This is a genomic window from Campylobacter lari (genome assembly GCF_004357905.1).
Taxonomy (GTDB): Bacteria; Campylobacterota; Campylobacteria; order Campylobacterales; family Campylobacteraceae; genus Campylobacter_D; species Campylobacter_D lari_D.
Map to the genome: position 1 here is coordinate 1 of NZ_SMTT01000009.1, position 23,955 is coordinate 23,955.

Sequence of the window (23,955 nt, forward strand, 5' to 3'; positions counted from 1 at the left end):
TTACAAAATAAAAAGAAGGTTTTAGTATTTATTAAGTGGTAGAAAATCAGAAAAGTTATTTAGAAATTTTATTTAGTAGTAATACTTTAATTTAATATTTTTAATTAGCCATAGTTGATATTTTTGGTTTTTGATATAAAATATTAATTTTTATAATGTATTGTATCTTTTTTATTTTTGGAGGATATATGAAAAAATTATTTTTAACTTTAACGCTTGGTTTTACAAGCTTATTGGCTAATGAAAAAATATTAAATATTTACGAAAGTCCCACTTGTGGATGTTGCGATCTTTGGGCTAATTATATGAAAGATAAAGGCTATAAAGTACAAATACACAAAAGTGAAGATTTTTTAAAAATAAAAGAAAAAATGAATATTCAGCCTATGTATCAAAGCTGTCATACTGGCGTGATTGATGACTATGCTATAGAAGGGCATGTTCCTGAAGATGCAGTTGCTTGGCTTTTGGAAAATAAACCTGAGGATGTTATAGGTATTTCTGCTCCTGGTATGCCTCAAGGAAGTCCTGGAATGGAACAAGGTTATGAAGAAGAATATCCTGTAGTTTTGATGCTTAAAAATGGAGATTGTAAAATTTATGGGATCTATAAAGGACATAATTTAATCAAGACAAACTAAGCAAAATTGCTTAGTTTATTTTGTATATTAAAGGTATTCTTATATGAAAAGTTTTTTCATATTGTGGAAAATTATTAGATGCTATGCGTATAGTTTCTAAGGCACTATCATTTAATAGTTTATATTTTGATGGTTTTAATATTTTTAAGTTTAATAAGTTTTTATCCTTAGTCCATGTGAATTCTACTAAAATTTCACCACTCATCCGCATTTTTCGAGCTTGCCTAGGATAAATTAAAGCTTTATCTATAGCTTGCTTAACTTCTTTTAAAAGTTCATTGTTATTAGTTAAAGATATACTTTCTTGAGAATTTATCAGGATATTTTTTTCTTGAGATGTTATTTTTTGAGATTTTATTTCCTCTTTTAATCGATTTGTTGCTTTAGTATCGGTTGAAGTATTTATTTTTTTAGGTTGAATGATAGGTTTTTCTTTTACTTGTTCTATTTTTTTTATTTTTTCTTGTTTAGATTGTTCGTTTTTTACTTTAGGAGAATCTTGTAAAAATTGTTTTATAGCTATATTAAATTTTTCTTCCTTTGTAGTGTTATGTTGTATATGTAAAAAATTCTTAGTATAAAGAAAAACAAAAAGTAAAGGTAAAAAGATAAATAAAGTAATGAAAAATGATTGATTTTTATGATTACTTATAAAAGTCTTCATCTTTTTTGCTCTGTTAAAATTTGAAAATTTTCATGATTTTTATTTTTTAAAATATCAATAATTTTTACAAAGCTTTCAAATTTTGCTTCTTTATCGCTTTTTAACTCTACTAAGGTTTTAGAATTTATAGTGTCAAAATTTTCTTTTATTTCTTCTATGGAAACTGTTTTTCCATCGATATAAAATTTATTTTCTTTATCGATTAAGATGCTTATTTTGTCTTTATTTTCACTTATGGAATTTGAATTTTCACTTTGAGGTAGATTGATTTTGATTTCACCATGTGCGATAAAAGTGGATATACTTAAAACAATGGCTAGTAAAACAAGCATTATATCTATAAAAGGAATAATATTTAAACCTTCATTTTTTGGCAATTTAAGCATTTTTATCCTTAAAAATACGATATGCATTACTCAAAGTTGATATTTTTCTAAGCAATCCATTATAAGCCATCAAAGAAGGGATGGCAACTAAAATTCCCAAAGCAGTAGCCTTTAAAGCTAGCGATAAGCCAATAACAATAGATTTTACATCAATATTTCCACTTGCTCCCATGTCGTAAAATGTAATCATAATCCCTACTACAGTTCCTAAAAGTCCTACATAAGGAGCGTTAGTGTAAATAATATAAAGCATAGTGATATTTTCACTAATTGCATCATCAAATTTTTCTTGGCATTGATAATCATTTAGTTTAATTTTTCTAAAAAATAAGATGCGTTCTATAGTGCACCATATAGCAATAAATGCCATTAACCCTAAAACAATAAATATAATTAAGTCAATATAAGTTTTTAAAAATTCCATACATCCTCGCTTTAAAAATTTTTGTGATTATATTACTGAAAATTAAATTATTTATTAATAACAATTATCATAATTGATATAATAAATTTATTTTAAATTAATAATTATTATCATAATATTCCAACTTTGAAAATTTTGTTTATTTAAGAAAGGAAATAATGAAAAATTATTGCTTGTCAGTTTGTGTTGCTAGTCTTTTGGTCTGTAATGCTTTATCACAAGAGGTTTTATTAGATAGCTCTATAGTGAGTGCTTCGGGATTTTCTCAAGATATTAAAGAAGCTCCTGCTACTATAAATGTGATTGGTAAAAAAGATTTAGAGAGTAAGCCTTATAGAGATGTTGCTGAAGCTATTGCTGATATTCCTGGTGTAGATTTATTTGCTAGTAAAGGAAAAACAGGCTCTTATAATATTACCATGAGAGGTATTACTGGATATACTTTAGTTTTGATTGATGGGCGTCGTCAAGGAATAGGTGGAGAAGTAGGACCTAATGGTTTTAATGAAATTTCAAATTCATTCTTACCGCCAATTTCTAGTATAGAAAGAATAGAAGTGATAAAAGGACCAATGAGTACTTTATATGGTTCTGAAGCTTTGGGTGGTGTTGTAAATATCATCACAAAAAAAGTAAGTAACGAGTGGGAAACATCATTTAGTTTGGATGGTATTTTTAATGCACATAAAGAATGGGGTAATACTTATGGCGCAAGTATATATTCTAGTGGTCCATTGATGAATGATCGTTTGGGACTTACTTTGCGTTTTAGAGAATTTTATAGAGAGCAATCTAATGTTGAATTTAGTAATGGGAGTGGTCAAAGAGTGCAAGGTGATCAAGCACAAAGTCCTACAAAAGCTAATAATTTTAGTTTAGGAACTAGGTTAAATTACTTAGTAGATGATTATAATACTTTGATATTTGATATTGATTTTTCAAGAAATCATTATAATAATAAAAAAGGCCAACTCGGTACATTAACAAAACCAACAGATAAAAATGATGGCTCTTTAACAGGTGGTTATACAGATACCATGCAAGTAGATAAGTTGGTAACTTATTTAAGTCATGAGGGGGTATATGATGATTTTTCAATTACTTCTACTTTGCAGTATAACCGTGTAAGTAACGATGGGCGTGAGGTAGTTGGCCAAGCAAATCAGCCATTTTTAGGGCAAAATAGAGATATAGTTGCTGAAGATATTATTGTAGATACAAAATCAGTTATTCCTTTAGGTCAAAGTCATATTTTAAGCGTGGGTGGTGAGTATAGACTTGAGAAAATGCAAGATAAAATTGCTAATCCTATTAATTTTGATCAATATTTATTAGCTTTTTTTGCAGAAGATGAATATAGCATAAGAGATGATTTAAGATTTACTTTTGGAGCAAGATATAATTATCATGAAATTTTTGGAAATAACATTTCTCCAAGAGCTTATTTAGTTTATAATCCTACTAGTGAGCTTACTTTAAAGGGCGGTGTTTCAACAGGCTTTAGAACCCCATATGCTAATAGATTGATAGCTGGTGCTTATAATTATAGTGGACAAGGTAAATATCCTATGTATGGAAATCCGAATTTAAAAGAAGAAACATCGCTTAATTATGAACTAGCCGCTGTTTATAATAATGATTTGTTTTATATTTCAGCAACTGGCTTTTTAACAAATTTTAAAGATAAAATTTCTAGTCAAAAATTTAGTAAAGAAAGTATGATTTTGGGTATTGGAAAATGTGAATCTGATACATGCTATCAGGCGATTAATCATGGCAAGGTTGAGTATAGAGGCATAGAACTTGGAGCAGGGATTACCCCTATAGAACATTTAAATCTAGATTTAGCTTATACTTATCTTGATAGTGAAGTAAAAGATGCACAAGATAAGGCTGTGATAGGAAAGCCAGAGATTGATAGTTTAAAACACAACATCATGCTAAAAGCAAGTTATAATATCTTTAGCAAATTCACTCCATGGATAAAAGGCGAATGGCAAATAGATCGTTATATGGGTGATACAAATATTAATAGAGAGTATTATCAAGATGTCTTTTTAGCTTCTATGGGTGTGCGTTATGATATCAATAAAAAATGGAATATTAATGCGGCAATTTATAATCTTTTTGATAAAAGTTTTACAAATGATTGGGAGTCTTATAAAAACAAAGGTGAAGATACTTGGGTAAATACTTATAATCGCATAGAAGAAGGAAGAAGAATTTATATTTCAATCAACGGCAGTTTTTAATTTTGTATAGTTGGGGAGCCAAAGAGCTTATTGAGAGCTTCTTTGGTTTCGTCTTTAGGATCGTATTTTTTAGCATCTTTTTTAAAATTTTCAAAATGTTCATTTAAATTCGGAGTACTTTTTATTTCTTGTTTTATAGGAGTTTTGAATATATCTTGTAATTTTTGGGTATCTATAGTTTCTATTTTTTGAATTTTAATTTGTGTTTTTTCTCCAAAAAGCTCATGAAGCAAGACTTTGATTAATTTAAAGCCATTGTTTAGGGTTTTTCTATCATCATCTTTAGCATGTGAGCTAATACTTAAAATATCATCTTCAAAAGAAATAAACTGCGTAGTTTTTTTGAAAACTTCAGCTAAATCATAATCTCTTTTGTAAATAGCTTTTAACAAACTTTCATAAGGATTAAGTTTTTCTTCTTTAATTGTTTGTATAGAAAGAATTTCTTGTTGTTTTGGGCTTGGTGTGTTATCTTGTTTTGGACTTTTACTGTAAATAGCCTCATCAATACTTTTTAGATAAGTTGCTTCTATAAGCATGAAAGCCATAACACAAAGTACAAAACTATCATCATCGCTAGAATTTAACATAGTCTTAGCACGCGAAAGAATTCTAAAAAATCTTTCGTAAATTAACATAGAAAAAAGATTGTTTTTGGCAAAAAATGCTTCTTTTAAAAAAAATATCATTTCATCAATGACATTGCTTGCCTCGTAATCTTCAAATTCTTTTAAAAACTCAAGAACTTTATCTTTATCGCTAGCTAAAATGGCTTGATAAAATTCTTCAATTTTAGATGGATCTAAAAAGCCTAGCATCGCAGTAATTTTTTGTGTTTGTATATGATTTTGACAATATACTATGGCTTGATCTAATAAAGTTAGAGTATCTCTTAAAGAACCGTTTCCACTTCTTGCTATGAGTTTTAAAGCTTCTTTTTCATAATTGATATTTTCTTTTTCTAAAATCCACTCAAGATGATTTAAGATATCGTGGATAGAAATTTGCTTAAATCTAAAATGCTGCGTTCTTGAAAGAACCGTAGCAGGAAGTTTTAAAGGGTCAGTTGTTGCTAGTATAAATTTTACATAGCTTGGTGGTTCTTCCAAGGTTTTAAGCAAGGCATTTGCTGCTTGTGGGGTAAGCATATGCACTTCATCGATAATAAAAATTTTAAACCTAGCTAAAGATGGAGCGTATTTAACTTGCTCGATAAGCTCTTGAATGTCTTCTAAGCTTCTATGGCTTGCAGCATCCATTTCTATAATGTCTATATTAGAGCCACTGAGTGAAGATAAGCATTGAGAACATTCTCCACAAGGGTTAGCACTTGGTCCTTTTTCACATACTAGGGCTCTTGAAAAAATTCTTGCACTTGAAGTTTTTCCACTTCCGCGTAATCCTGAAAATAAATAAGCATGTGCTAAGCGGTTATTTTCAAGAGCATATTTTAAGCTTGTAGAAACAGTATTTTGCCCTACAAGCTCATTGAAATTTTTTGGTCTGTATTTAACAGCAAGAGCTTGGAGCATTACTACTCATTCATGATGGATAACAACTCTTCATTGCTTTTGGTTTTTAGCATTTTAGAGTATAAGAATTTTAAAGCTTCTATATCATCCATTTGTGAAATAGCTGATCTAATTGCCCAAATTTTTTGAAGTTTTTCAACACCTTGGAGTAATTCTTCTTTTCTAGTGCCTGATTTTATAATATTAATTGCAGGGTAAATTCTTCTGTCTGAAATATTTCTATCAAGAACGATTTCGCTATTTCCTGTTCCTTTAAATTCTTCAAAAATCACTTCATCCATTCTTGAGCCTGTTTCTATCAAAGCAGTTGCTATGATGGTTAATGAGCCACCATGTTCTATATTTCTAGCTGCACCAAAAAAGCGCTTTGGCTTATGCAAGGCATTTGCATCAACCCCGCCACTTAAAACTTTACCACTGCTTGGTGTGGCAGTATTATAAGCTCTTGCTAATCTTGTAATAGAATCAAGTAATATAATGACATCTTTACCTGTTTCTACCATCCTTTTTGCTTTTTCTATAACAAGTTCAGCCACTCTAACATGATTATAGGCAGGTAAGTCAAAAGTAGAGCTAAAAACCTCGCCTTTAACACATCTTTGCATATCTGTAACTTCTTCAGGACGCTCATCTACTAAAAGTACAATCAAATGAGCCTCTGGATGATTTTTAGCAATAGCGGTAGCTAGTTCTTTCATTAACTCAGTTTTACCAGTTCTTGGAGGTGCTACGATTAAGCTTCTTTGACCTTTTCCTATAGGGGCAAATAAATCAAGCATTCTGCCTGTTAATTTTAAAGGATCATATTCTAATTTGATTTTTTCAGTTGGAAAAATTGGAGTAAGATTGTCAAATAAAGGTCTTTCTCTAGCTTCTTTTAATGGAAGATAGTTGATTGCTTCAATTTTTAATAAAGCATAGTATTTTTCTTGATCTTTTGGCTCTCTAACTTGACCAGTAACTATATCTCCTACACGCAGAGCAAATTTGCGAATTTGTGAGTTTGATACATAAGCATCATTTACACTATCGCTTAAATTTGAGTCCATTCCACGCAAGAATCCATAACCTTCAGGCGAAATTTCTAAAATTCCTGTAAAGAGTATAAAGCCACCTTTTTTGGTTTGTGCTTTTAGAATTTCAAAAATAAGATCTTGTCTTCTAAATTCTCTTGGATTTTCTATTTCTGCTTCATTTGCTATTTTTACTAAGCTTTCTAAATCAAGCAACTTTAAATCTTCTATTTTATAACCTTCAACAGGAATGTGTGTTCTTTGGTGTTGTTTCTTTTCTTTTGTATTTTCCATATATCCTCATAAAATGTAGAAAATGTAGTTTTTGTTTTAGTTTATTCAAAAAAGATTTTATTAAAAAAAATACTTTTTTGTCAAATTTTGGAAATTATAATATAGCTTTGTAAATAATTTTTAAAATTGAAAGTTTGAAAAAATGATAAAATATTGTAAAAACTTATAAAGAAAGTATAAAATGAGATGTAAGCATTGCCAATTAAGCTTTAAACAAGAACAAATGATAGAAAAAAATGGAAATTATTTTTGTTGTAAAGGCTGTGAAAGTGTATATGAAATTTTACAAGAGAATAATTTGGAGGAATTTTATGAAAAACTTGGTAATCAAACTTTAACCCCAGTAACAATAGAATATAGTATTAAAGACTATGAAAAATACATACAAAAAACAAAAGAAGGCTTTAGCGAGGTTTTTTTACTGATAGAAGAAATTCATTGTGCAGCCTGTGTTTGGCTTAATGAAAAAATTCTCATTAAAAGCGAAGGAGTGATAGAAGTTGATATTAATTCTATTACCCATAAAGCTAGAATTGTTTTTGATGAAAAAAGCATAAATTTAGCAAAAATTATCCAAAATATAGAAAGCATAGGCTATAAAGCTAGTGTGTATTTACCTACAAAAAATGAACAAAGAGCAACTCAAATCAAAAGAGATTTTTATGCGAAATTAATAGTTGCTATAGCTTGCGTAATGAATATTATGTGGATATCTGTAGCTAAATATGCCGGGTTTTTTAGTGGTATGGAAGCTGATATTAAAGATATTTTACATTTTGCTGAATTTTTACTTTGTACTCCTGTACTTTTTTACACAGGTTCGATTTTTTATAAAAATGCCTATTATGCTTTGAAATTTAAAAATGTTAATATGGATACTCTAGTAATTAGTGGAGCAAGTTTAGCTTATATATATTCAGTGTGGGCAATGTTTTCAAGAGCTTCACAGGTATATTTTGACTCTGTGGCGATGATTATTTGTTTTGTTTTTATAGGAAAGTATTTAGAGCTTTTAAGTAAGAAAAAAGCCCTTGATACGCTCGATCATTTGAGATCATTTTTAGGTAATGAAGTAAGGGTATTAAAAAATGAAAAAATAGAAAATATTGATGTAGAAGAGGTGCAAATAGGAGATATTATAGAGTTAAAAGAAGGTGATAGGGTTTTAATAGATGGAGTATGTATTAGTGGTAATATTAGTTTAGATATGTCTAGTTTAAGCGGAGAGAGCTTACCGCTTGATGTGCAAAAAGATGATATGATTTATTCTGCTTCTTTAGTTTTAAGCGGGAATGCTTTATATAAGGCAAATGCGCTTTATAAGGATTCTAAATTAGCTAGGATTATTAATTTACTTGAAAATTCAAGTGCTAAAAAAGCCAAAATAGAAAAAATGGTACAACAGGTGAGTAAGTATTTTTCGCCTATTATTTTAATTTGTGCTTTGTTGTGCTTTGTTTTTACTTTTTTTGTACTAAATTTAGGTTTTGAAGAAGCCATGATACGCATGGTTTCTGTGCTAATCATAGCTTGTCCATGCGCTTTGGCTTTAGCTACGCCGGTGAGTTCTTTAGTAGCAATTAGTGCTGGTTTGAAGGAAAAAATTTTATTTAAAGAAGCAGGTGTTGTGGAAGATTTGAGTAAGTGCAATGTGACTGTATTTGATAAAACAGGGGTTTTAACAAAGGCTAGTTTGGAAGTTAAAAAAAGCTTTTTAGATGAAAGGTTGGATAAAAATGAATTATTAAATTTCTTACATTTAACTAACCACCCAGTGGCTAAAAGTATTTTAAAATTTTTAGATAGAAAAATAGATAGTAGAATAGAATTTGAAAAAGTTCAAAATTTTCAAGCAAGAGGTTATAAAGCCTTTTTGGGTAAAGATGAATTTTTGGGAGGAAATGAGAAATTTTTCAAAGAAAATCATATGCAAGTACAAGAATTTCAAACTACGCATTTTATATTTGCTAAAAATAAAACTATATTAGCAGTTTTTGAATTAGAAGATAGTATGAGAGAAAGCTCTGAAGAGTTGATTGAATTTATGAAAGAATGCAAAATGCAAATTTATATATTAAGTGGCGATAATTTAAATGCTGTGAGTAAGGTGGCTGAAAAATTAAAAATAAATAATTTCAAAGCCTCATGCATGCCAGAAGATAAGATGCAAACAATAGCTAGGTTAAATCAAATAGGTAAGGTTTTAATGGTAGGAGATGGGGTAAATGATGCTTTAGCACTTTCTTATGCAGGTGTTGGGGTTTCTTTAAAAGAAGGTTCTGAGCTTGCTATGGAAAATAGTGATATTATATTGTTAAAAAACGACTTAAAAAGCTTGCAAAAGGCTATACAAATAGCTAAAAAAACTTATCAAATTATTAAACAAAATTTAGCTTTTTCTTTATTTTATAATGCCTTGAGCATGCCTTTAGCTTTTTTTGGTTTGATTAATCCTTTAATTGCAGCTTTATCAATGTCTTTTAGTAGTATAATAGTGATTTTAAATGCTTTAAGGATTAAAAAATGAATGGTGTTTTAATGATGATGATAGGTGTTTCTATGGTTGCTTTATTTTTGGCAATTTGTGCTTTACTTTGGGGGATCAAAAATAAGCAATTTGACGATGATTATAAATTTACTACTTTAAATGATAGCGAAGAAGCTTTAAATGATGCAGTAATTTTGGAAAAAAGAAAAAAAGAAGCTTTGGAAAAGAAAAATCAAGAAAAACAGCCATAAAGGCTGTCAAATTATTTTTTTAAGCTCTCGATGTATTCTTCAATTGCTTTAAAATCTGCTTCTGTTAAACCTTTAAGGTTAATCTTCATGATTGCACCTTGGCCATAAGCATTTCTTTTACCTGCTGCATAATCTTTCATGTATTGTAATCTTTCAGCTGCAGTTAAAGTATTTAAAGCAGGAACTTTGTTAAGATAAACTTTATCTGCTTTAGCACCATGACATACTGCACATTTTTTATAAAGTGTAGCACCATCCGCAGCAAAAGCTGAAACACTAAGACATGCCAAAGCTGATAAAACAAGTAGCTTTTTCATTGTATCACTCCTATATAAATTGAAAATAAAATGTTTTTAATTATATGCTTTTTTTATTTAAAGTCGCTTAAAAAACTTTTTTACTTGATAAATTATAAAATCTTAAAAAAAATTCATTATAATTTTTTTATGAAAACAAAGGCGTTATTTTTAGATAGAGATGGAATTATAAATATAGATAAAAAATATGTTCATAAGATTAGTGATTTTGAATTTTGTGATGGTATTTTTGAACTTTGTGAATTTTTTCAAAAGCAAAATTTTTTAATTTTTATAGCTACTAATCAATCAGGTATTGCAAGGGCTTATTATAATGAAAAAGATTTTGAAATTTTAAGCTCGTATATGCTAGGTGAATTTTTGAAAAAAGGCATTAAAATAGAAAAAATTTATCACTGCCCTCATTTAGAAAATTGTGAATGCCGTAAGCCAAAACCTGGCATGCTTTTAAAAGCACAAAAAGAATTTAATATAGATTTTTCACAATCTTTTTTTATAGGAGATAATTTAAGTGACATGCAAGCTGGAATTAATGCTGGTATAAAAAATCTATTTTTGATTAATGAAAATTATAATGATGATAAAAACTATAAGGTCTTTAAAAATTTAAAAGAACTTTTGTATTATTTAAAGGATAGGAAATGAAAATTGTGATAACAGGTGGAGCAGGTTTTATAGGCTCTGCTCTTGCTCTAGAACTTCAGGATAAACATGAGGTTTTGATTGTGGATAAAATGCGATCAAGTGCTACTTTTGAAAATGGAAATTTAGAAAGTTTTGGTCATTTTAAGAATATTTTAGATTTTGAAGGTGAGCTTTATGTGGGCGATATTAATGATGAAAAAACTTTAAAAGCTATAAAAGCTTTTAAACCTGATGTGATCTTTCATAAGGCTGCAATTTCAGATACAACTGTTTATGATCAAAACAAAGTTTTAAAGACCAATTTAAACACTTTTAAAGATTTTATAGAACTTGCTTTAGAACTTAATGCAAAACTAATCTATGCAAGTTCAGCCTCAGTTTATGGAGATGCTCCAAGCCCGCAAACTGTAAATTTAAGTGAAGCCCCTAAAAACCCTTATGCATTTTCAAAATTAATGATGGATAAATTAGCAAAAAAATACTTTAATAAAATGCATATAGTTGGGCTTAGATATTTTAATGTATATGGCAAGGGAGAATTTTTTAAAAATAGTACTGCTTCTATGATTTTGCAATTTGGACATCAAATTTTAGCGGGTAAAAGTCCGCGTTTGTTTGAAGGAAGTGATCAAATTTATCGTGATTTTGTGTATATTAAAGATGTTGTGAGTGCAAATTTAAAAGCTTTAGAAGCAAAAAGTGGAATTTATAATGTAGCTACAGGTAAAGCAAGAACTTTTCAAGATATAGTAGATATTTTGCAAAAAGAATTAAACACTAATTATCCTTGTGAGTATATTCCTAATCCTTACAAAAATTCTTATCAATTCCATACTCAAGCAAAATTAGATGAGAGTTTTTCATATAAAGCTAAATTTAGTCTTGAAGAGGGTGTAAAAGATTATTTAGATGAGATCAAAAGGCTTTATGAAAAGGAAGTAAATGTTTGATTTTTTAAGTTCTAAAAAGCCAAAAATTTTAGTTGTCGGGGATTTTATGGTAGATCATTATATATGGTGTGATTGCACTAGAATTTCTCCAGAAGCTCCTGTAATGGTGATGAAATCACAAAAAGAAGATAAAAGACTAGGTGGAGCTGGTAATGTATATGCAAATTTAAAAAGTCTTGGTGCTGAGGTTTTTGCTCTAGGACTTGTGGGTGATGATGAGAGTGGGAGGTTTTTAAAAGAGAATTTAAATGCAAAATTATTAGTAGAAAAAGATAGAAAAACCCCTCTTAAGAGTAGAGTTTTATCACATTCTCAGCAAGTTTTAAGACTTGATGATGAGAATGATTTTGATACTAAATTAGAAGATGAAATTATCCAAGAGTATAAGACAATCGCAAAAGATTATGATGCGATTGTTTTGAGTGATTATGCCAAAGGGATTTTAACTTCAAAAGTAACAAAAGCTTTGATAGAGCATGCAAATACTTTAAATTTACCTATTTTGATTGATCCAAAAGGAAGTGATTTTAGCAAATATCAAAATGCAACCTTGCTAACTCCAAATAAAAAAGAAGCTATTCAAGCTTTGAGTGTAGAAAAAATTGATAATTTAGAAAAAGCTTTGAAAAAATTAAAAGATGATTTAAATTTAGCTTATTCTATTATAACTTTATCTGAAGAAGGAATAGCACTTTTTGATGAAAAATTACATATTATTCCCGCAAAAGCTTTGGAGGTTTATGATGTAACAGGAGCTGGAGATAGTGTTATAGCTATGCTTGCTTATGCTTTAGCCTTAAAAGTTGATATTGTAAAAGCATGTGAGTTAGCAAATGATGCAGCAGCTGTTGTGGTAGCAAAAGTAGGAAGTGTGAGTGTAAGTTTAGAAGAGATTAAAAATCTAAAAAAAGCTTCTTTTGAAGATAAAATTAAAAGCAAAGAAGAGCTTGTGAAGTTGATACAAAATCAAAAAGTAGTTTTTACCAATGGATGTTTTGATATTATGCATTATGGTCATATAAAATACCTTGAAAAAGCTAAAAAACTAGGAGATATCTTAGTTGTGGGTTTAAATTCAGATGAAAGCGTAAAAAGACTAAAAGGAAACTCAAGACCTATAAATTTAGAATTCCAACGCGCATGTATGCTTGCGAGTATGTATTTTGTAGATTATGTAGTGATTTTTAATGAAGATACTCCTTATGAACTGATAGAGTTTTTAAAGCCTGATGTGCTAGTTAAAGGAGCTGATTATAAAGGTAAAGAAGTAGTGGGTTCAAATTTAGTAAAAAAAGTAGAATTAATTGACTTTGAAGATGGATTTAGTACTACTAATATAATTAATAGGATTGCAAATGATAAATAAAATTGAAAAGGAATTTATTCAACATCAAAAAACTTTAGAGCAAAGTTTGAATTTAAAAGAGCAAATTGTTGCAGTTGCTCAAGAATTAAAAGTGTGCTTGAAAAGTGGTGGGAAAATTTTAATTTGTGGAAATGGTGGAAGCGCTGCAGATAGCCAACATTTTGCAGCTGAACTTAGTGGAAGATATAAAAAAGAAAGAAAGGCTTTAGCTGCTATTGCTCTAAGCACTGATACTTCTGCTTTAAGTGCTATAGGAAATGACTATGGTTTTGAATTTGTTTTTTCAAGACAAGTTGAAGCTTTAGCTAGCAATAATGATGTATTGATTGGAATTTCTACTAGTGGAAAAAGTCCAAATGTGATCAAAGCTTTTGAAAAGGCCAAAGAAATTGGCACTAAATGTATAGGACTTAGTGGAAAAGGTGGTGGAGCGATGAATGCATTATGTGAGCATAATATAGTCATTCCAAGCGATGATACGGCTAGAATTCAAGAAATACATATTTTAATCATACACTGCTTATGTGATTTGATAGAAGAAGAATATTAAGTTTGGGTTATTTTCCCAAACTTAAATAATATTCAATTTGATCTTTTTGTAAAATTCTAATTAAATTTGTACTTCCTGCAACACCTACTGGAAATCCTGCAGTAAGGGTATAAACCCCATCTTTTTTCATAAGGCCTTTTTCAACTCCAAGTTTTACAGAATTGCTTAAAAGTTCTGTTAAATTTTCATGCTTTTCTATCAATATAGCAGGTTGAACTCCCCAAACTATACTTAAAAAATTTAAAGCTTTTTTAGAATGAGTAATAGCTATGATATCCATTTTTGGACGATACCTTGCTGTTTTAACCGCAGAAGCACCACTGCTTGTAATGGTAAAAATTGCATTTGCATTTAAATCAGTTGCTAGTTGTGTGCTTGATTTGGCAATGATATCAGTTTCGTTAAAACATTTAAAATTTTCAAATTTTTCATAAGGATAGTTTTTTTCTGTTTCTATAATGGTTTGAGTCATAATATCAACCGCATTTGCCGGATCAATCCCCACTGCACTTTCTTCGCTAAGCATAACCGCATCAGTGCCATCAAGTACAGCATTAGCAACATCTGAAATTTCAGCTCTTGTGGCAGTTTTTGATTTTGCAAGCGAAAAAAGCATTTGAGTAGCAGTGATTACAGGCTTATTGGCCTCATTAGCTTTTTTAATGATGAGTTTTTGTATATTTGGCACTCTATAATAAGGCACTTCAATGCCTAAATCTCCTCTTGCTACCATTATACCATCGCTGCTATTTATAATTTCATCGATATTTTCAACAGCATCAAATTTTTCTATTTTTGCAAAAATAGCAATTTTGGCATTATTTTCATCAAGTATTTTTTTAACTTCATCAATATCATGAGCATTTTGCACAAAAGATATAGCTAAAAAATCAACATCGTTTTTAATGCCCCATGCAAGATCGTCTTTATCTTTTTGAGTTATAACATCGATATTGATTTTTGTATTTGGAAAGTTAATTCCTTTATTTGAACTAAGCACCCCGCTATTTTCTACTTGGGTTTGGATAAAATCTTTTTCAACTTGTATAACTTTAGTTTTAATAGAGCCATCACAAAGATAGATGTATTCTCCCACTTTTAGCATAGAAAGAATTTCGGGATGATTAATACAGACTTTATAATGTTCATTAGAAAGTTTTTCGCCTTCAAAAGTATCTTTGTAGAAGTCTAGTCTATCTCCACTTTTTAGCTCAAAAGCTTCTAGAATTTTTAAGGTTCTAATTTTTGGCCCGCTAATATCTTGTAAAATTCCAATCCTTGCATTAAGTTCAGCTGCTACTTTTCTAATGGTGGCTAGGTTTTGACTATGATATTCATGAGTTCCATGTGAGAAATTTAAGCGAAAAACATTCACTCCATTAATAATCATTTGTCTTATTGTAGTTTCATTTTCACTTGCTGGTCCAATTGTTGCGACTATTTTTGTTTTTTTTAACATTTCCTATCCTTTTTATAGCAGTTCACTAGTAAATAAATCTTCATTAAAATTAGCACCCAAGTATTGACAAATAAGTTTTGCATCTCTATAACCATTACCAAGACAACTCGTAGCACCTGGGCTTGGTGTCATATTAAAAATTATACCCGGAATTTCAGTGATGCTAGCCTCTCCAAGCATTAATTCTCCTGCTTTTTTATCAAGCACTTGAGGGCGTACCCCGCCAAAGTTTTTAGCATAGTAAATATCATCTGTTTTTAAACTAGGAACTATTTTTTTAGCATCTTTTACAAAAAGTTTTTTGTTGATATAAGGAATTTCAAATAAATAATTATAAAGAATATAATTTCTAATAGTAGAATCTTTAAAAAGATTAAAACAAATTTTAATTACATTCATATCAAGATTAAGTGTTTTAAAAAATTCAGGTAAAGATTTAAAGCCATGGTATCTTTCTAGCATAGGAATAACTAAAGCAGTAGGACCAAAACGGGTGTTCATGTTAGTTAGTAAATCAGGATCGCCATGTAATGCAGCAAATGGGAGTTTTGGATTTTGCACCATATAAACCTTACCATTTAAAATTTTTCTTTTTGCCATGTAAAAACTTCCTGCAACAGGAAAGCAAGATTTGTCTAAACCTATACCCATTTTATGTGCTAAAAATAACGAGTGTGCGCCTGCATTGACGATAATGGATTTTGCACTATATTCTTTAAAATCTCTTGTTTTTATATAAAAAATATCATCTTTTTTTTCTATAAACGCAACTTCTTGATTGTAAGCAACATGAGTATCTTTACCTTGTTTGCAAGCTTGCTCTATGAGATTTTGACTCATAAGTCCAAAATCTACTGTGGTATAAATTTCACCTTCTTCTACACCCATAGCTACTATATTATCCGCCCTATCATTGACACCATCTTCACCTAAAACAACATTTGGTTCTATTTGTTTGATTTCATTTTTTGTGTAAAATTTAATATAAGGATATAATTCTTTAAATTCTTCATATCTATTTTTCATATATTCACATTCTTTTTCCCCAACTGCAAGTGCAAGTTTTTGGTGTGAATACATGAATTTATTTTGTGCATTTTGCAAGAGCCCATATTTTACAATCATATCTGCTGTTTTTTTAACTTTTTTTGCTTTTTCCAAGGTATAGTTAGTTTCTATATCACCGCAGTGGATGGTTTGTGAATTACTTGTGCTGTGACTATTTAATGTTGCAGCGTTATTGTATTTTTCTAATAATGCAATACTTTTAATATCAGTATATCTTGCTAATTCGTAAAATGCTGCAGCACCAGAAATCCCACCGCCAATCACTACGGCATCAAAGTGTTTTCGATCCATTATCATCAATTCCTTTTGTGTATGTTTGATTTTGCTAATAATATCAAAATATAGTTGTTTTGAGTTTAAATAAAGCTTATAATTGAAAAGCCAAAGATATGGTTAATCTTTTAAAGTATAAAATTTTCACAAACAGCTTTTTTCATACCTCTAAAAATCAAAAATTTATCATAAATTGCATAATCAAAAAAATTTGCAAGAAATTGCCCATCGCCACCTGTGAAATATAACTTTTTATCATATGCACTATCTTTTATAAGTAAATATATACTTTTAAAAACTCCATAACTTAAAGCATCAATAGTTCTTTGGGGAAAGGCATCAAAGTTTATTTGAGTGTTAAGTTCGTGTTTTAAGCGAGAAGAAATACTAGCAAAAGATTTTTTGTAGCTTTCAATACCAGGCAGGATAAATCCTCCAAGATGGATTGAATTTGAAACAATATCCACAGTTATTGCAGAGCCTGCATCAACTACTACCCCATCTTCTATGGTATAGCAAGCTGCTATTCTATCAACTCCTAAATTCTTATAAATAGTATCAAAATTAAAATATGGAGCAAGGTTGATAAATAAAGGATTTTGCTTTAATCTTTGCTCTAAATTTGGATTAACATTGATGTAAAACACTTTTTGTGTCGGCTCATACTGCAAAAATTGTTCTATGCTCATAGAATGAAATTTTTGCTCATTTAAAAAACTTGCAGTTGTATTGCCAATATCACACAAAAGCATAACTTTGAATTCCTTTGGTGAATAAATATTCTTTTGCTTTTGAGCAAATTAGAGATTGATGAAAAATAAAATGATTTTTAAATTTTAAATTTAAAACTTGACTTATATTTTGAAAAATATTTTCAAATTCTAAACCATCTTTTTTTAAAATCTTACTTTTTGCAAAAGAAAATAAAAATAAACAATATTGTTTTTTTGTATTTTCTCCATAAAAGCAAATTAGTTTTTTCTTTTTGCTAAAAGCATGGATATCCAAAGAATTAATATTTTTTAAAATAATTCCATGTTTAATAAGAATATCGCTTAGTTCTTGATTCATTTTAATTTAATTGTAAAACTTTATTGTGATAGAAAAATTTACCATTAGCCATAAAACTTTTTTTATCAATAGCTTCATTTAATTTATATACGGTAAAATCTTTCAGATTTGTATTTAATTTAATTAAATAGCCAGTTTTTTCAAATATATACAAAGAATCATTATATAATGTGCTTTTGGAAAATAAAGCAAATTGAAATTTTATTTCATCAATTTTTCTAAGATTATAATCATTTTTGATAACTCTTCCATCTTTTGTTAATATAAAAATTTCTTTATCATTAATATTTACCTCTTTAATGTTTTCGTTTAAGTATAAAGTTCTATTTGGTGTTACAACGATGATTTTTTGTGCTGTTGCGGCAACCATTGTATCGTTTTTAACATGAAGATAGATGATATTATTAAAAAATTCTTCACTACTTACTAAAATTTCTTTACTAACTTTTAGTGTACTTTTGTTAAGTATGGCTAATTTTCCATTAAGCATAGGGTATATGATAATGGTATTTAAAAAATAAGGATTAGCATAGCGACTATCTTGAGCATAAGCAGTGCCTAAATTTTGTAGCATTCTTATACCAAGATTTTTATTAGCATACACTAAAGTATTACTTGCTAAAATCAAAGCTATATCATCCCCGTCTACATTAGCACTTACTACACTTTCGTTAAATTTATGAGAAAATAATTCTTCACCTTGTAAATTTAAAATTTTAAAATTCCCATCATTATCAGCTATAAGAATTTCTTCTTGACGGATATTTAAAATATTATAGTTTTTATCTATTTTTAAAGCAGTAATATTTCCTTTATTGTCTATGAAAGTATTATTATTTAACTGAGCAATGTTGTTGTTAAAATTAACTATTTTTCCATTAATATTTTTAGAATTATAAGGAAGTTGTTCTAATTGTGTTGGTTGATAGTATTCCCTTTTAGTGCCACAAGCACTAAAAAATATTAAAGTAATAATAAATAAATAAAAATGCTTCATTTTATTCCTTGATAGTGTTTTAAGCTTGTGATGATTTGCCATAAAGGAGAATTTATAGGTATTTTATTAAATTCAACATCTGCGTTTTTAAAATCATTTTGTTTTAAAAATTCAAAACCTATTAATAGAGTATTATAATCTTTTAGAAAATCTGATTTTTGATTATTTTGGGCAAGCACTATTTGTTTTAACAAAGGATCTATATTAAGACTCAAGGTTTGATTAAGATCTTGATTATTTTGACCCATAATATATATGGTGTATAAATTTGCATTTTTTTGCTTTAATTCCTCAATTAATTTTTGATCTGAAGGATTTTTTAACAGATTATTAAAAATGATATTACTTTCTTGGATATTTTTTTCTTGCTTTATATTATAAATATAACTTCCACTAAAATAAAGAACTAAAAGAGCAATAAGAGCAATAAAATAATATTTGTATTTTCTTATAAAGCGTTCTGATTTGATAAAATTTTCCATCATTTGCTCTTGAGAGCTTAATTCTTCTTTTACTGCTTTCAAATTTTCTTTTAAAGCCATATTTTTCCTTTATTAATATAAAAAATGTTATTTTGTAATTTTAAAGTCTATAATTGTAACATATAAAAATGAAAAAATAAATTATTTTATGTTATAATTTTCAATCTAAACCAAAGAGTTTTATAAAATTAAAATTAAGGTAAATGATGCAAATTGATGATAAATTATTAACTAAACTTGAAAAGCTAAGTGCTCTAAAAATAGCAGATGAAAAAAGACAAGAACTAGAAGAGCAATTAAGCCAAATTGTTAATTTTGTGGAAAAATTAGATGAATTAAAACTTGATGATATAGAAGCCATGACTAGCACAACAAATGGTGGAACCTTATTGAGAAATGATGAGAGTAAAAAATCTGATGTGATAGATACGATAAGTAAGCATGCTCCAAATTCTCAAGATGGATTTTTTATAGTCCCTAAAATAATTGAATAAAATATTTGGAGTTTAGCGTAGATGGAAAATTTTTCGTGGTTTGATGTTTTTGTTTTAGGTTTGACTGTAATTTTAGGCTTAAAAGGCTTGGTAAGTGGCTTATTTAAAGAAATTTTTGGTTTATTGGGTATAGTTGGTGGGGTTTTACTTGCTTCAAGATATGCTAAAGAGGTAGCAGAGATTATCAATAATAATTTTTATGCAATTGAAAATGAAAATCTTGCTATTTTTGCAGGTTTTTTAGTTTTGTTAATTGTGATATGGATAGCATGTATGGCCTTGGGAAATATATTATCAAAAATGTTTAGCATGAGTGGTCTTGGTTTTATAGATCGTATAGGTGGATTTTTATTTGGAAGTGCTAAAATATTTTTAATTTTTGCAATTTTAGTTGCTTGTATTAATAATATAGAATTTTTAAATTCAAGTTTAGAAAAATATGCAAACAATAGTCATACTTTAAATTTACTTAGAAAAACAGGTGAATTTATAATGAATACTGATTTTACTCAAAATAGTTTAGAAAAAATAGAAGAAAGAATTAAAGATTCTAATATAAGTCTAAATTCGGAGGTAAATAATGCAAATTGAAAATATAGAATATGATGTTTTACTTGAGCGCTTTAAGAAGACACTTAAGGATAATGGCTTAAAATATACCAAACAAAGAGAAGTGCTTTTGAAAACTTTATATAATAGTGATATGCATTATACCCCAGAAAGTTTGTATGTGGAAATCAAGCAAAAAAATCCTGAATTAAATGTAGGAATTGCTACAGTTTATAGAACTTTAAATTTATTAGAAGAATCGGGCATGGCTACTTCTATATCTTTTGGAGCTTCAGGGAAGAAATTTGAACTTGCAAATAAACCCCATCATGATCATTTAATTTGTAAAAGTTGTGGAGAAATAGTTGAATTTGAAAATTCTATTATTGAGCAGCAACAAATGTTAATAGCAAAAGAATATAATTTTAAATTAACAGGGCATTTAATGCAACTTTATGGGTTATGTCCGCAATGTAGTAAAAAATAAAGGTAAAATTAATGTTTGATAATATTTTAGAACAACAAAAAATTCAAAAAGCGCAAGAATTAAAAAAGCTAGGAATTAATCCATATCCACATTTTTTGAAAAAAGAAATGAGTATAGTTGAATATAAAAATAAATTTGCATACATTAAAGATACGCAAAATCAGCGTGATGAAAAAGTATATGGAGTGTTAGCAGGAAGATTAAAACTTCTTAGAATAGCTGGTAAATCGGTATTTGCCAATATAGAAGATGAGCAAGATAATATTCAAATTTATTTTAATCAAGATATTTTAGGAGAAGAATATTTTGCTATTTTAAAAAAATATCTTGAAGCAGGAGATATTGTTTTGGTTAAAGGTTTTCCTTTTATGACTAAAACAGGAGAATTTAGTCTTCATGTAGAGCAAATTCAAATAGCTACAAAAGCCATAGTGCCTTTACCGGAAAAATATCATGGACTGACAGATATTGAGCAAAGATATAGAAAAAGATATCTTGATATGATTATGAATAGTGAAGTAAGAAAAGATTTTATTTTGCGTTCTAAAATTGTTTCTTACATTAGATCTTTTTTTGATAATAAAGGATTTTTAGAGGTTGAAACACCAATGATGCATCCTATTGCAGGAGGAGCAAATGCAAAGCCTTTTGTGACTTATCATAATGCTTTAGGTGTGGAAAGATTTTTAAGAATTGCTCCAGAATTATACCTAAAGCGTTTGATTGTAGGTGGTTTTGAGGCAGTTTATGAGATTAATAGGTGTTTTAGAAATGAAGGAATGGATTTAACACATAATCCTGAATTTACTACAATCGAGTTTTATTGGGCTTATCACAATTATCATGATTTAATGGACTTAACAGAAGAGCTTTTTGCTATGCTTTTGGATAAATTAAATTTAGGTAAAAAGCTCGAATTTGATGAAAAAATAATTGATTTTTCTAAACCATTTGAAAGAATTACTTATAAAGATGCTTTGAAAAAATATGGCGGTTTAGATGATGAGCTTATTAATAATAAAGAATTAATTTTAGAAAAATTAAAAAAAGATGGTTTTGAAGCCAATGAAAAATTGGAATTAGGTCATTTGCAAGCTGAACTTTTTGATAATTATGTTGAAGATAAGTTGATTAATCCCACTTTTGTAATAGATTTTCCTATTTCTATAAGTCCTTTGTCTAGAAGAAGTGATAAGGATAAGGATATTGCTGAAAGATTTGAATTGTTTATCGCGGGTAGAGAGATTGCTAATGGATTTAATGAGCTTAATGATCCGCTAGATCAATATGAGAGATTCTTAAAGCAAATTGAAGCTAAAAATGCAGGTGATGAGGAAGCATGTGAAATGGATGAAGATTTTGTTAATGCATTGGGCTATGCTATGGCACCAACTGCAGGTGAAGGTATAGGAATAGATAGGCTAGTCATGCTTTTAATTAATAAAAAATCAATTCGTGATGTAGTGCTTTTCCCAGCTATGAGGCCACTTAAAAATGAGGTAAAAGGAGAGTAAATGTTGGAAAATTTTGATAAAGAAATTTTTGATTTAACCCAAAAGGAGTTAGCAAGACAATGTGATGGTCTTGAAATGATAGCGAGTGAGAATTTCACTATACCAGAAGTAATGGAAGTAATGGGGAGTATTTTAACAAATAAATATGCAGAAGGCTATCCTGGTAAAAGATATTATGGTGGATGTGAATTTGTAGATGAAATTGAGACAATTGCTATAGAAAGATGTAAAAAACTTTTTAATTGTAATTTTGCCAATGTGCAGCCTAATTCAGGTTCTCAAGCAAATCAAGGTGTATACATGGCATTGTTAAATCCTGGTGATAGAATTTTGGGTATGGATTTAAGTCACGGAGGACATTTAACTCACGGTTCTAAAGTAAGTTCTTCTGGAAAAGTTTATGAAAGTTTTTTTTATGGGGTAGAGCTTGATGGGAGAATTAATTATGATAAAGTTAGAGAGATAGCAAAAGAAGTTAAGCCAAAACTTATTGTTTGTGGTGCTAGTGCTTATCCTAGAGTGATTGATTTTGCTAAATTTAGAGAAATAGCAGATGAGGTTGGCGCATATTTATTTGCTGATGTTGCGCATATTGCAGGATTGGTTGTAGCAGGTGAGCATCCTAGCCCGTTTCCCTATGCTCATGTTGTAAGCTCTACAACACATAAAACTTTAAGAGGTCCAAGAGGCGGGATTATTATGAGTAACGATGAAGAAATTGCCAAAAAAATCAATTCTGCAATTTTTCCGGGTATTCAAGGTGGTCCATTAATGCATGTAATTGCCGCCAAAGCTGTTGGATTTAAATATAACTTAAGTGATGAGTGGAAAATTTATGCTAAGCAAATCATTAAAAATACTGCTACCTTGGCTCAAGTTCTAATAGATAGAAAATATGATTTAGTTAGCGGTGGTACTGATAATCATTTAATTTTATTAAGCTTTTTAAATAAAGATTTTAGTGGTAAAGATGCAGATTTAGCTTTAGAAAGAGCAGGTATTACAGCAAATAAAAATACGGTTCCAGGGGAAACTAGAAGTCCATTTGTAACGAGTGGTTTAAGACTTGGAACAGCAGCTTTAACAGCAAGAGGTTTTAAAGAGGAGCAAATTGCTATTGTTGCAAATTATATAGCTGATATTTTAGATGATATACAAAATACAAAACTACAAGAAGAGATTAAAGTTAAACTGAAAAATTTGGCAAGTAATTTTATTATTTATGAAAGGGCTTTATTTTGATTACAACTATGGATTTGGCTTTAATTAAAATGGTTACAAGCCATTATTATATTAAGCGTAATGCTATAATTAACAAATATGAGCATAAAGGTAGAATTTTTTTTGATAAATTCGAAAAAGTAAATGCTCCTTTGACAGCTAATGTTATACAAGAACATATGGAAAAAAAGATTATTGTAGCACACTCTTTGATTAATAGTTTTGATAAGGTTGAAAATATTGTATTTGATTACAATGGTTTTAACGCAGAGCGTTTTTGGCATAGAGCACAGCTTGTTTTAAGGGAAGAAGGTTTTATAAATTTTACTGCCTATAAAACAAGAACTAATAATCATTTGCATTTGTATATTCATAAAGGACATACTACTTTTAATGAAGCATGCTCTTTGGGATCAAAATTATCTTTGCTTTTTTCTCAAAAAATGCCTGTAGAGTGGAAAGTTTTTCCTAGTATGGATATACCTAAGGAATTTAATATTTTAACTTTACCTTATGAGGTTTATCAAAAAGAGCGTGGCGCTTCTTGGTCTAAACATATGTAATTTT

At 29.0% G+C, this 23,955-nt stretch carries 26 protein-coding genes; 14 read left to right on the forward strand and 12 right to left on the reverse strand.

Going from position 1 to position 23,955, the window contains the following annotated elements:
* Positions 1-188: 188 nt before the first annotated feature.
* Positions 189-641 (forward strand): DUF411 domain-containing protein, encoded by a 453-nt coding sequence (locus E2O22_RS06905; RefSeq protein ID WP_133319843.1) that lies wholly within the window; start codon positions 189-191, stop codon positions 639-641.
* A 10-nt stretch (positions 642-651) separates the two neighbouring features.
* Here the strand turns inward: E2O22_RS06905 and E2O22_RS06910 are convergent, their stop codons facing one another.
* Genes E2O22_RS06910 through exbB form a run of 3 tightly spaced genes read right to left on the reverse strand, consistent with a single transcriptional unit; the run spans position 652 to position 2,115 of the window.
* Positions 652-1,305: an energy transducer TonB family protein gene (locus E2O22_RS06910; protein WP_133319844.1), complete on the reverse strand. Its 654-nt coding sequence runs from the start codon at positions 1,303-1,305 to the stop codon at positions 652-654.
* Positions 1,302-1,691, reverse strand: a complete 390-nt coding sequence (gene exbD, locus E2O22_RS06915) for a TonB system transport protein ExbD (RefSeq protein WP_133319845.1) — start codon at positions 1,689-1,691, stop codon at positions 1,302-1,304. The genes E2O22_RS06910 and exbD overlap by 4 nt, the downstream gene beginning before the upstream one ends.
* Complete coding sequence (gene exbB / locus E2O22_RS06920; RefSeq protein WP_133319846.1) at positions 1,684-2,115, reverse strand: TonB-system energizer ExbB; 432 nt, start codon at positions 2,113-2,115, stop codon at positions 1,684-1,686. Before exbB ends, exbD begins: the two co-directional genes overlap by 8 nt.
* A gap of 158 nt (positions 2,116-2,273) precedes the next feature.
* Between exbB and cfrA the strand changes: the two genes are divergently transcribed.
* The gene (gene cfrA, locus E2O22_RS06925) at positions 2,274-4,367 is read left to right on the forward strand and encodes a TonB-dependent ferric enterobactin receptor CfrA (protein WP_133319847.1); all 2,094 of its coding nucleotides are present in this window, start codon (positions 2,274-2,276) and stop codon (positions 4,365-4,367) included.
* Here the strand turns inward: cfrA and E2O22_RS06930 are convergent.
* Together E2O22_RS06930 and rho are read right to left on the reverse strand one after the other, a co-directional pair.
* Positions 4,364-5,899 carry a DNA polymerase III subunit gamma/tau gene (locus tag E2O22_RS06930; RefSeq protein ID WP_133319848.1) on the reverse strand — a complete coding sequence of 512 codons (1,536 nt, stop codon included), beginning with the start codon at positions 5,897-5,899 and terminating at the stop codon, positions 4,364-4,366. The genes cfrA and E2O22_RS06930 overlap by 4 nt on opposite strands.
* A 2-nt stretch (positions 5,900-5,901) precedes the next feature.
* Positions 5,902-7,206, reverse strand: coding sequence for a transcription termination factor Rho (rho, locus tag E2O22_RS06935; protein WP_039617780.1), 1,305 nt, complete (start codon positions 7,204-7,206; stop codon positions 5,902-5,904).
* Between the two features lie 181 nt (positions 7,207-7,387).
* On the opposite strand from rho, the gene E2O22_RS06940 reads away from it, so the two are divergent.
* The gene (locus E2O22_RS06940) at positions 7,388-9,733 is read left to right on the forward strand and encodes a heavy metal translocating P-type ATPase (RefSeq protein WP_133319849.1); all 2,346 of its coding nucleotides are present in this window, start codon (positions 7,388-7,390) and stop codon (positions 9,731-9,733) included.
* Entirely contained in the window at positions 9,730-9,945 is a 216-nt protein-coding gene (locus E2O22_RS06945; protein WP_133319850.1) for a cbb3-type cytochrome oxidase assembly protein, read from the forward strand. The genes E2O22_RS06940 and E2O22_RS06945 overlap by 4 nt, the downstream gene beginning before the upstream one ends.
* 11 nt (positions 9,946-9,956) lie before the next feature.
* Here the strand turns inward: E2O22_RS06945 and E2O22_RS06950 are convergent, their stop codons facing one another.
* Positions 9,957-10,262, reverse strand: coding sequence for a c-type cytochrome (locus tag E2O22_RS06950; protein WP_133319851.1), 306 nt, complete (start codon positions 10,260-10,262; stop codon positions 9,957-9,959).
* A gap of 129 nt (positions 10,263-10,391) precedes the next feature.
* On the opposite strand from E2O22_RS06950, the gene E2O22_RS06955 reads away from it, so the two are divergent.
* From E2O22_RS06955 to gmhA, 4 genes are read left to right on the forward strand one after another with little or no spacing between them, the layout of a single operon-like run.
* Positions 10,392-10,907, forward strand: a complete 516-nt coding sequence (locus tag E2O22_RS06955) for a D-glycero-alpha-D-manno-heptose-1,7-bisphosphate 7-phosphatase (RefSeq protein ID WP_133319852.1) — start codon at positions 10,392-10,394, stop codon at positions 10,905-10,907.
* Positions 10,904-11,857 carry an ADP-glyceromanno-heptose 6-epimerase gene (rfaD, locus tag E2O22_RS06960; protein WP_133319853.1) on the forward strand — a complete coding sequence of 318 codons (954 nt, stop codon included), beginning with the start codon at positions 10,904-10,906 and terminating at the stop codon, positions 11,855-11,857. Before E2O22_RS06955 ends, rfaD begins: the two co-directional genes overlap by 4 nt.
* Positions 11,850-13,223 carry a D-glycero-beta-D-manno-heptose-7-phosphate kinase gene (gene rfaE1, locus E2O22_RS06965; RefSeq protein WP_133319854.1) on the forward strand — a complete coding sequence of 458 codons (1,374 nt, stop codon included), beginning with the start codon at positions 11,850-11,852 and terminating at the stop codon, positions 13,221-13,223. Before rfaD ends, rfaE1 begins: the two co-directional genes overlap by 8 nt.
* Positions 13,213-13,773 carry a D-sedoheptulose 7-phosphate isomerase gene (gene gmhA / locus E2O22_RS06970; protein WP_133319855.1) on the forward strand — a complete coding sequence of 187 codons (561 nt, stop codon included), beginning with the start codon at positions 13,213-13,215 and terminating at the stop codon, positions 13,771-13,773. The genes rfaE1 and gmhA overlap by 11 nt, the downstream gene beginning before the upstream one ends.
* A gap of 7 nt (positions 13,774-13,780) precedes the next feature.
* Here the strand turns inward: gmhA and pyk are convergent, their stop codons facing one another.
* The 6 genes from pyk to E2O22_RS07000 form a co-directional block, all read right to left on the reverse strand.
* On the reverse strand, positions 13,781-15,232 hold the full coding sequence (pyk, locus tag E2O22_RS06975; protein ID WP_133319856.1) for a pyruvate kinase: 1,452 nt from the start codon (positions 15,230-15,232) through the stop codon (positions 13,781-13,783).
* A gap of 12 nt (positions 15,233-15,244) precedes the next feature.
* Complete coding sequence (locus E2O22_RS06980) at positions 15,245-16,591, reverse strand: FAD-dependent oxidoreductase (protein WP_133319857.1); 1,347 nt, start codon at positions 16,589-16,591, stop codon at positions 15,245-15,247.
* 110 nt (positions 16,592-16,701) lie between these two features.
* Positions 16,702-17,325, reverse strand: coding sequence for a type III pantothenate kinase (locus E2O22_RS06985; protein WP_133319858.1), 624 nt, complete (start codon positions 17,323-17,325; stop codon positions 16,702-16,704).
* Positions 17,312-17,644 (reverse strand): hypothetical protein, encoded by a 333-nt coding sequence (locus tag E2O22_RS06990; protein WP_133319859.1) that lies wholly within the window; start codon positions 17,642-17,644, stop codon positions 17,312-17,314. The genes E2O22_RS06985 and E2O22_RS06990 overlap by 14 nt, the downstream gene beginning before the upstream one ends.
* Position 17,645: 1 nt before the next feature.
* Complete coding sequence (locus tag E2O22_RS06995) at positions 17,646-18,641, reverse strand: hypothetical protein (protein WP_133319860.1); 996 nt, start codon at positions 18,639-18,641, stop codon at positions 17,646-17,648.
* Entirely contained in the window at positions 18,638-19,183 is a 546-nt protein-coding gene (locus E2O22_RS07000) for a hypothetical protein (protein WP_133319861.1), read from the reverse strand. Before E2O22_RS07000 ends, E2O22_RS06995 begins: the two co-directional genes overlap by 4 nt.
* A 146-nt stretch (positions 19,184-19,329) precedes the next feature.
* On the opposite strand from E2O22_RS07000, the gene gatC reads away from it, so the two are divergent.
* Genes gatC through E2O22_RS07030 form a run of 6 tightly spaced genes read left to right on the forward strand, consistent with a single transcriptional unit; the run spans position 19,330 to position 23,951 of the window.
* Complete coding sequence (gene gatC / locus E2O22_RS07005; protein WP_133319862.1) at positions 19,330-19,617, forward strand: Asp-tRNA(Asn)/Glu-tRNA(Gln) amidotransferase subunit GatC; 288 nt, start codon at positions 19,330-19,332, stop codon at positions 19,615-19,617.
* A gap of 21 nt (positions 19,618-19,638) precedes the next feature.
* On the forward strand, positions 19,639-20,208 hold the full coding sequence (locus tag E2O22_RS07010) for a CvpA family protein (protein ID WP_133319863.1): 570 nt from the start codon (positions 19,639-19,641) through the stop codon (positions 20,206-20,208).
* Positions 20,198-20,653 (forward strand): Fur family transcriptional regulator, encoded by a 456-nt coding sequence (locus tag E2O22_RS07015; RefSeq protein ID WP_043019516.1) that lies wholly within the window; start codon positions 20,198-20,200, stop codon positions 20,651-20,653. Before E2O22_RS07010 ends, E2O22_RS07015 begins: the two co-directional genes overlap by 11 nt.
* 11 nt (positions 20,654-20,664) lie before the next feature.
* Positions 20,665-22,167 carry a lysine--tRNA ligase gene (gene lysS / locus E2O22_RS07020; RefSeq protein WP_133319864.1) on the forward strand — a complete coding sequence of 501 codons (1,503 nt, stop codon included), beginning with the start codon at positions 20,665-20,667 and terminating at the stop codon, positions 22,165-22,167.
* Positions 22,168-23,409, forward strand: coding sequence for a serine hydroxymethyltransferase (locus E2O22_RS07025; protein WP_133319865.1), 1,242 nt, complete (start codon positions 22,168-22,170; stop codon positions 23,407-23,409).
* Positions 23,406-23,951, forward strand: coding sequence for a DUF1882 domain-containing protein (locus tag E2O22_RS07030; protein WP_133319866.1), 546 nt, complete (start codon positions 23,406-23,408; stop codon positions 23,949-23,951). Before E2O22_RS07025 ends, E2O22_RS07030 begins: the two co-directional genes overlap by 4 nt.
* The last annotated feature ends 4 nt before the right edge of the window (positions 23,952-23,955 follow it).

Coding starts and splice junctions, on each gene's coding strand:
- pyk (WP_133319856.1), bottom strand. CDS start 15,232: ATGTTAAAAAAAACAAAAATAGTCGCAACAATTGGACCAGCAAGTGAA.
- E2O22_RS06985 (WP_133319858.1), bottom strand. CDS start 17,325: ATGCTTTTGTGTGATATTGGCAATACAACTGCAAGTTTTTTAAATGAG.
- E2O22_RS07010 (WP_133319863.1), top strand. CDS start 19,639: ATGGAAAATTTTTCGTGGTTTGATGTTTTTGTTTTAGGTTTGACTGTA.
- E2O22_RS06930 (WP_133319848.1), bottom strand. CDS start 5,899: ATGCTCCAAGCTCTTGCTGTTAAATACAGACCAAAAAATTTCAATGAG.
- E2O22_RS06980 (WP_133319857.1), bottom strand. CDS start 16,591: ATGGATCGAAAACACTTTGATGCCGTAGTGATTGGCGGTGGGATTTCT.
- E2O22_RS06995 (WP_133319860.1), bottom strand. CDS start 18,641: ATGAAGCATTTTTATTTATTTATTATTACTTTAATATTTTTTAGTGCT.
- lysS (WP_133319864.1), top strand. CDS start 20,665: ATGTTTGATAATATTTTAGAACAACAAAAAATTCAAAAAGCGCAAGAA.
- E2O22_RS06940 (WP_133319849.1), top strand. CDS start 7,388: ATGAGATGTAAGCATTGCCAATTAAGCTTTAAACAAGAACAAATGATA.
- exbB (WP_133319846.1), bottom strand. CDS start 2,115: ATGGAATTTTTAAAAACTTATATTGACTTAATTATATTTATTGTTTTA.
- gatC (WP_133319862.1), top strand. CDS start 19,330: ATGCAAATTGATGATAAATTATTAACTAAACTTGAAAAGCTAAGTGCT.
- rfaE1 (WP_133319854.1), top strand. CDS start 11,850: ATGTTTGATTTTTTAAGTTCTAAAAAGCCAAAAATTTTAGTTGTCGGG.
- rfaD (WP_133319853.1), top strand. CDS start 10,904: ATGAAAATTGTGATAACAGGTGGAGCAGGTTTTATAGGCTCTGCTCTT.
- rho (WP_039617780.1), bottom strand. CDS start 7,206: ATGGAAAATACAAAAGAAAAGAAACAACACCAAAGAACACACATTCCT.
- exbD (WP_133319845.1), bottom strand. CDS start 1,691: ATGCTTAAATTGCCAAAAAATGAAGGTTTAAATATTATTCCTTTTATA.
- E2O22_RS06945 (WP_133319850.1), top strand. CDS start 9,730: ATGAATGGTGTTTTAATGATGATGATAGGTGTTTCTATGGTTGCTTTA.
- E2O22_RS06905 (WP_133319843.1), top strand. CDS start 189: ATGAAAAAATTATTTTTAACTTTAACGCTTGGTTTTACAAGCTTATTG.
- E2O22_RS06955 (WP_133319852.1), top strand. CDS start 10,392: ATGAAAACAAAGGCGTTATTTTTAGATAGAGATGGAATTATAAATATA.
- E2O22_RS06910 (WP_133319844.1), bottom strand. CDS start 1,305: ATGAAGACTTTTATAAGTAATCATAAAAATCAATCATTTTTCATTACT.
- E2O22_RS07000 (WP_133319861.1), bottom strand. CDS start 19,183: ATGGCTTTAAAAGAAAATTTGAAAGCAGTAAAAGAAGAATTAAGCTCT.
- cfrA (WP_133319847.1), top strand. CDS start 2,274: ATGAAAAATTATTGCTTGTCAGTTTGTGTTGCTAGTCTTTTGGTCTGT.
- gmhA (WP_133319855.1), top strand. CDS start 13,213: ATGATAAATAAAATTGAAAAGGAATTTATTCAACATCAAAAAACTTTA.
- E2O22_RS06990 (WP_133319859.1), bottom strand. CDS start 17,644: ATGAATCAAGAACTAAGCGATATTCTTATTAAACATGGAATTATTTTA.
- E2O22_RS07025 (WP_133319865.1), top strand. CDS start 22,168: ATGTTGGAAAATTTTGATAAAGAAATTTTTGATTTAACCCAAAAGGAG.
- E2O22_RS06950 (WP_133319851.1), bottom strand. CDS start 10,262: ATGAAAAAGCTACTTGTTTTATCAGCTTTGGCATGTCTTAGTGTTTCA.
- E2O22_RS07015 (WP_043019516.1), top strand. CDS start 20,198: ATGCAAATTGAAAATATAGAATATGATGTTTTACTTGAGCGCTTTAAG.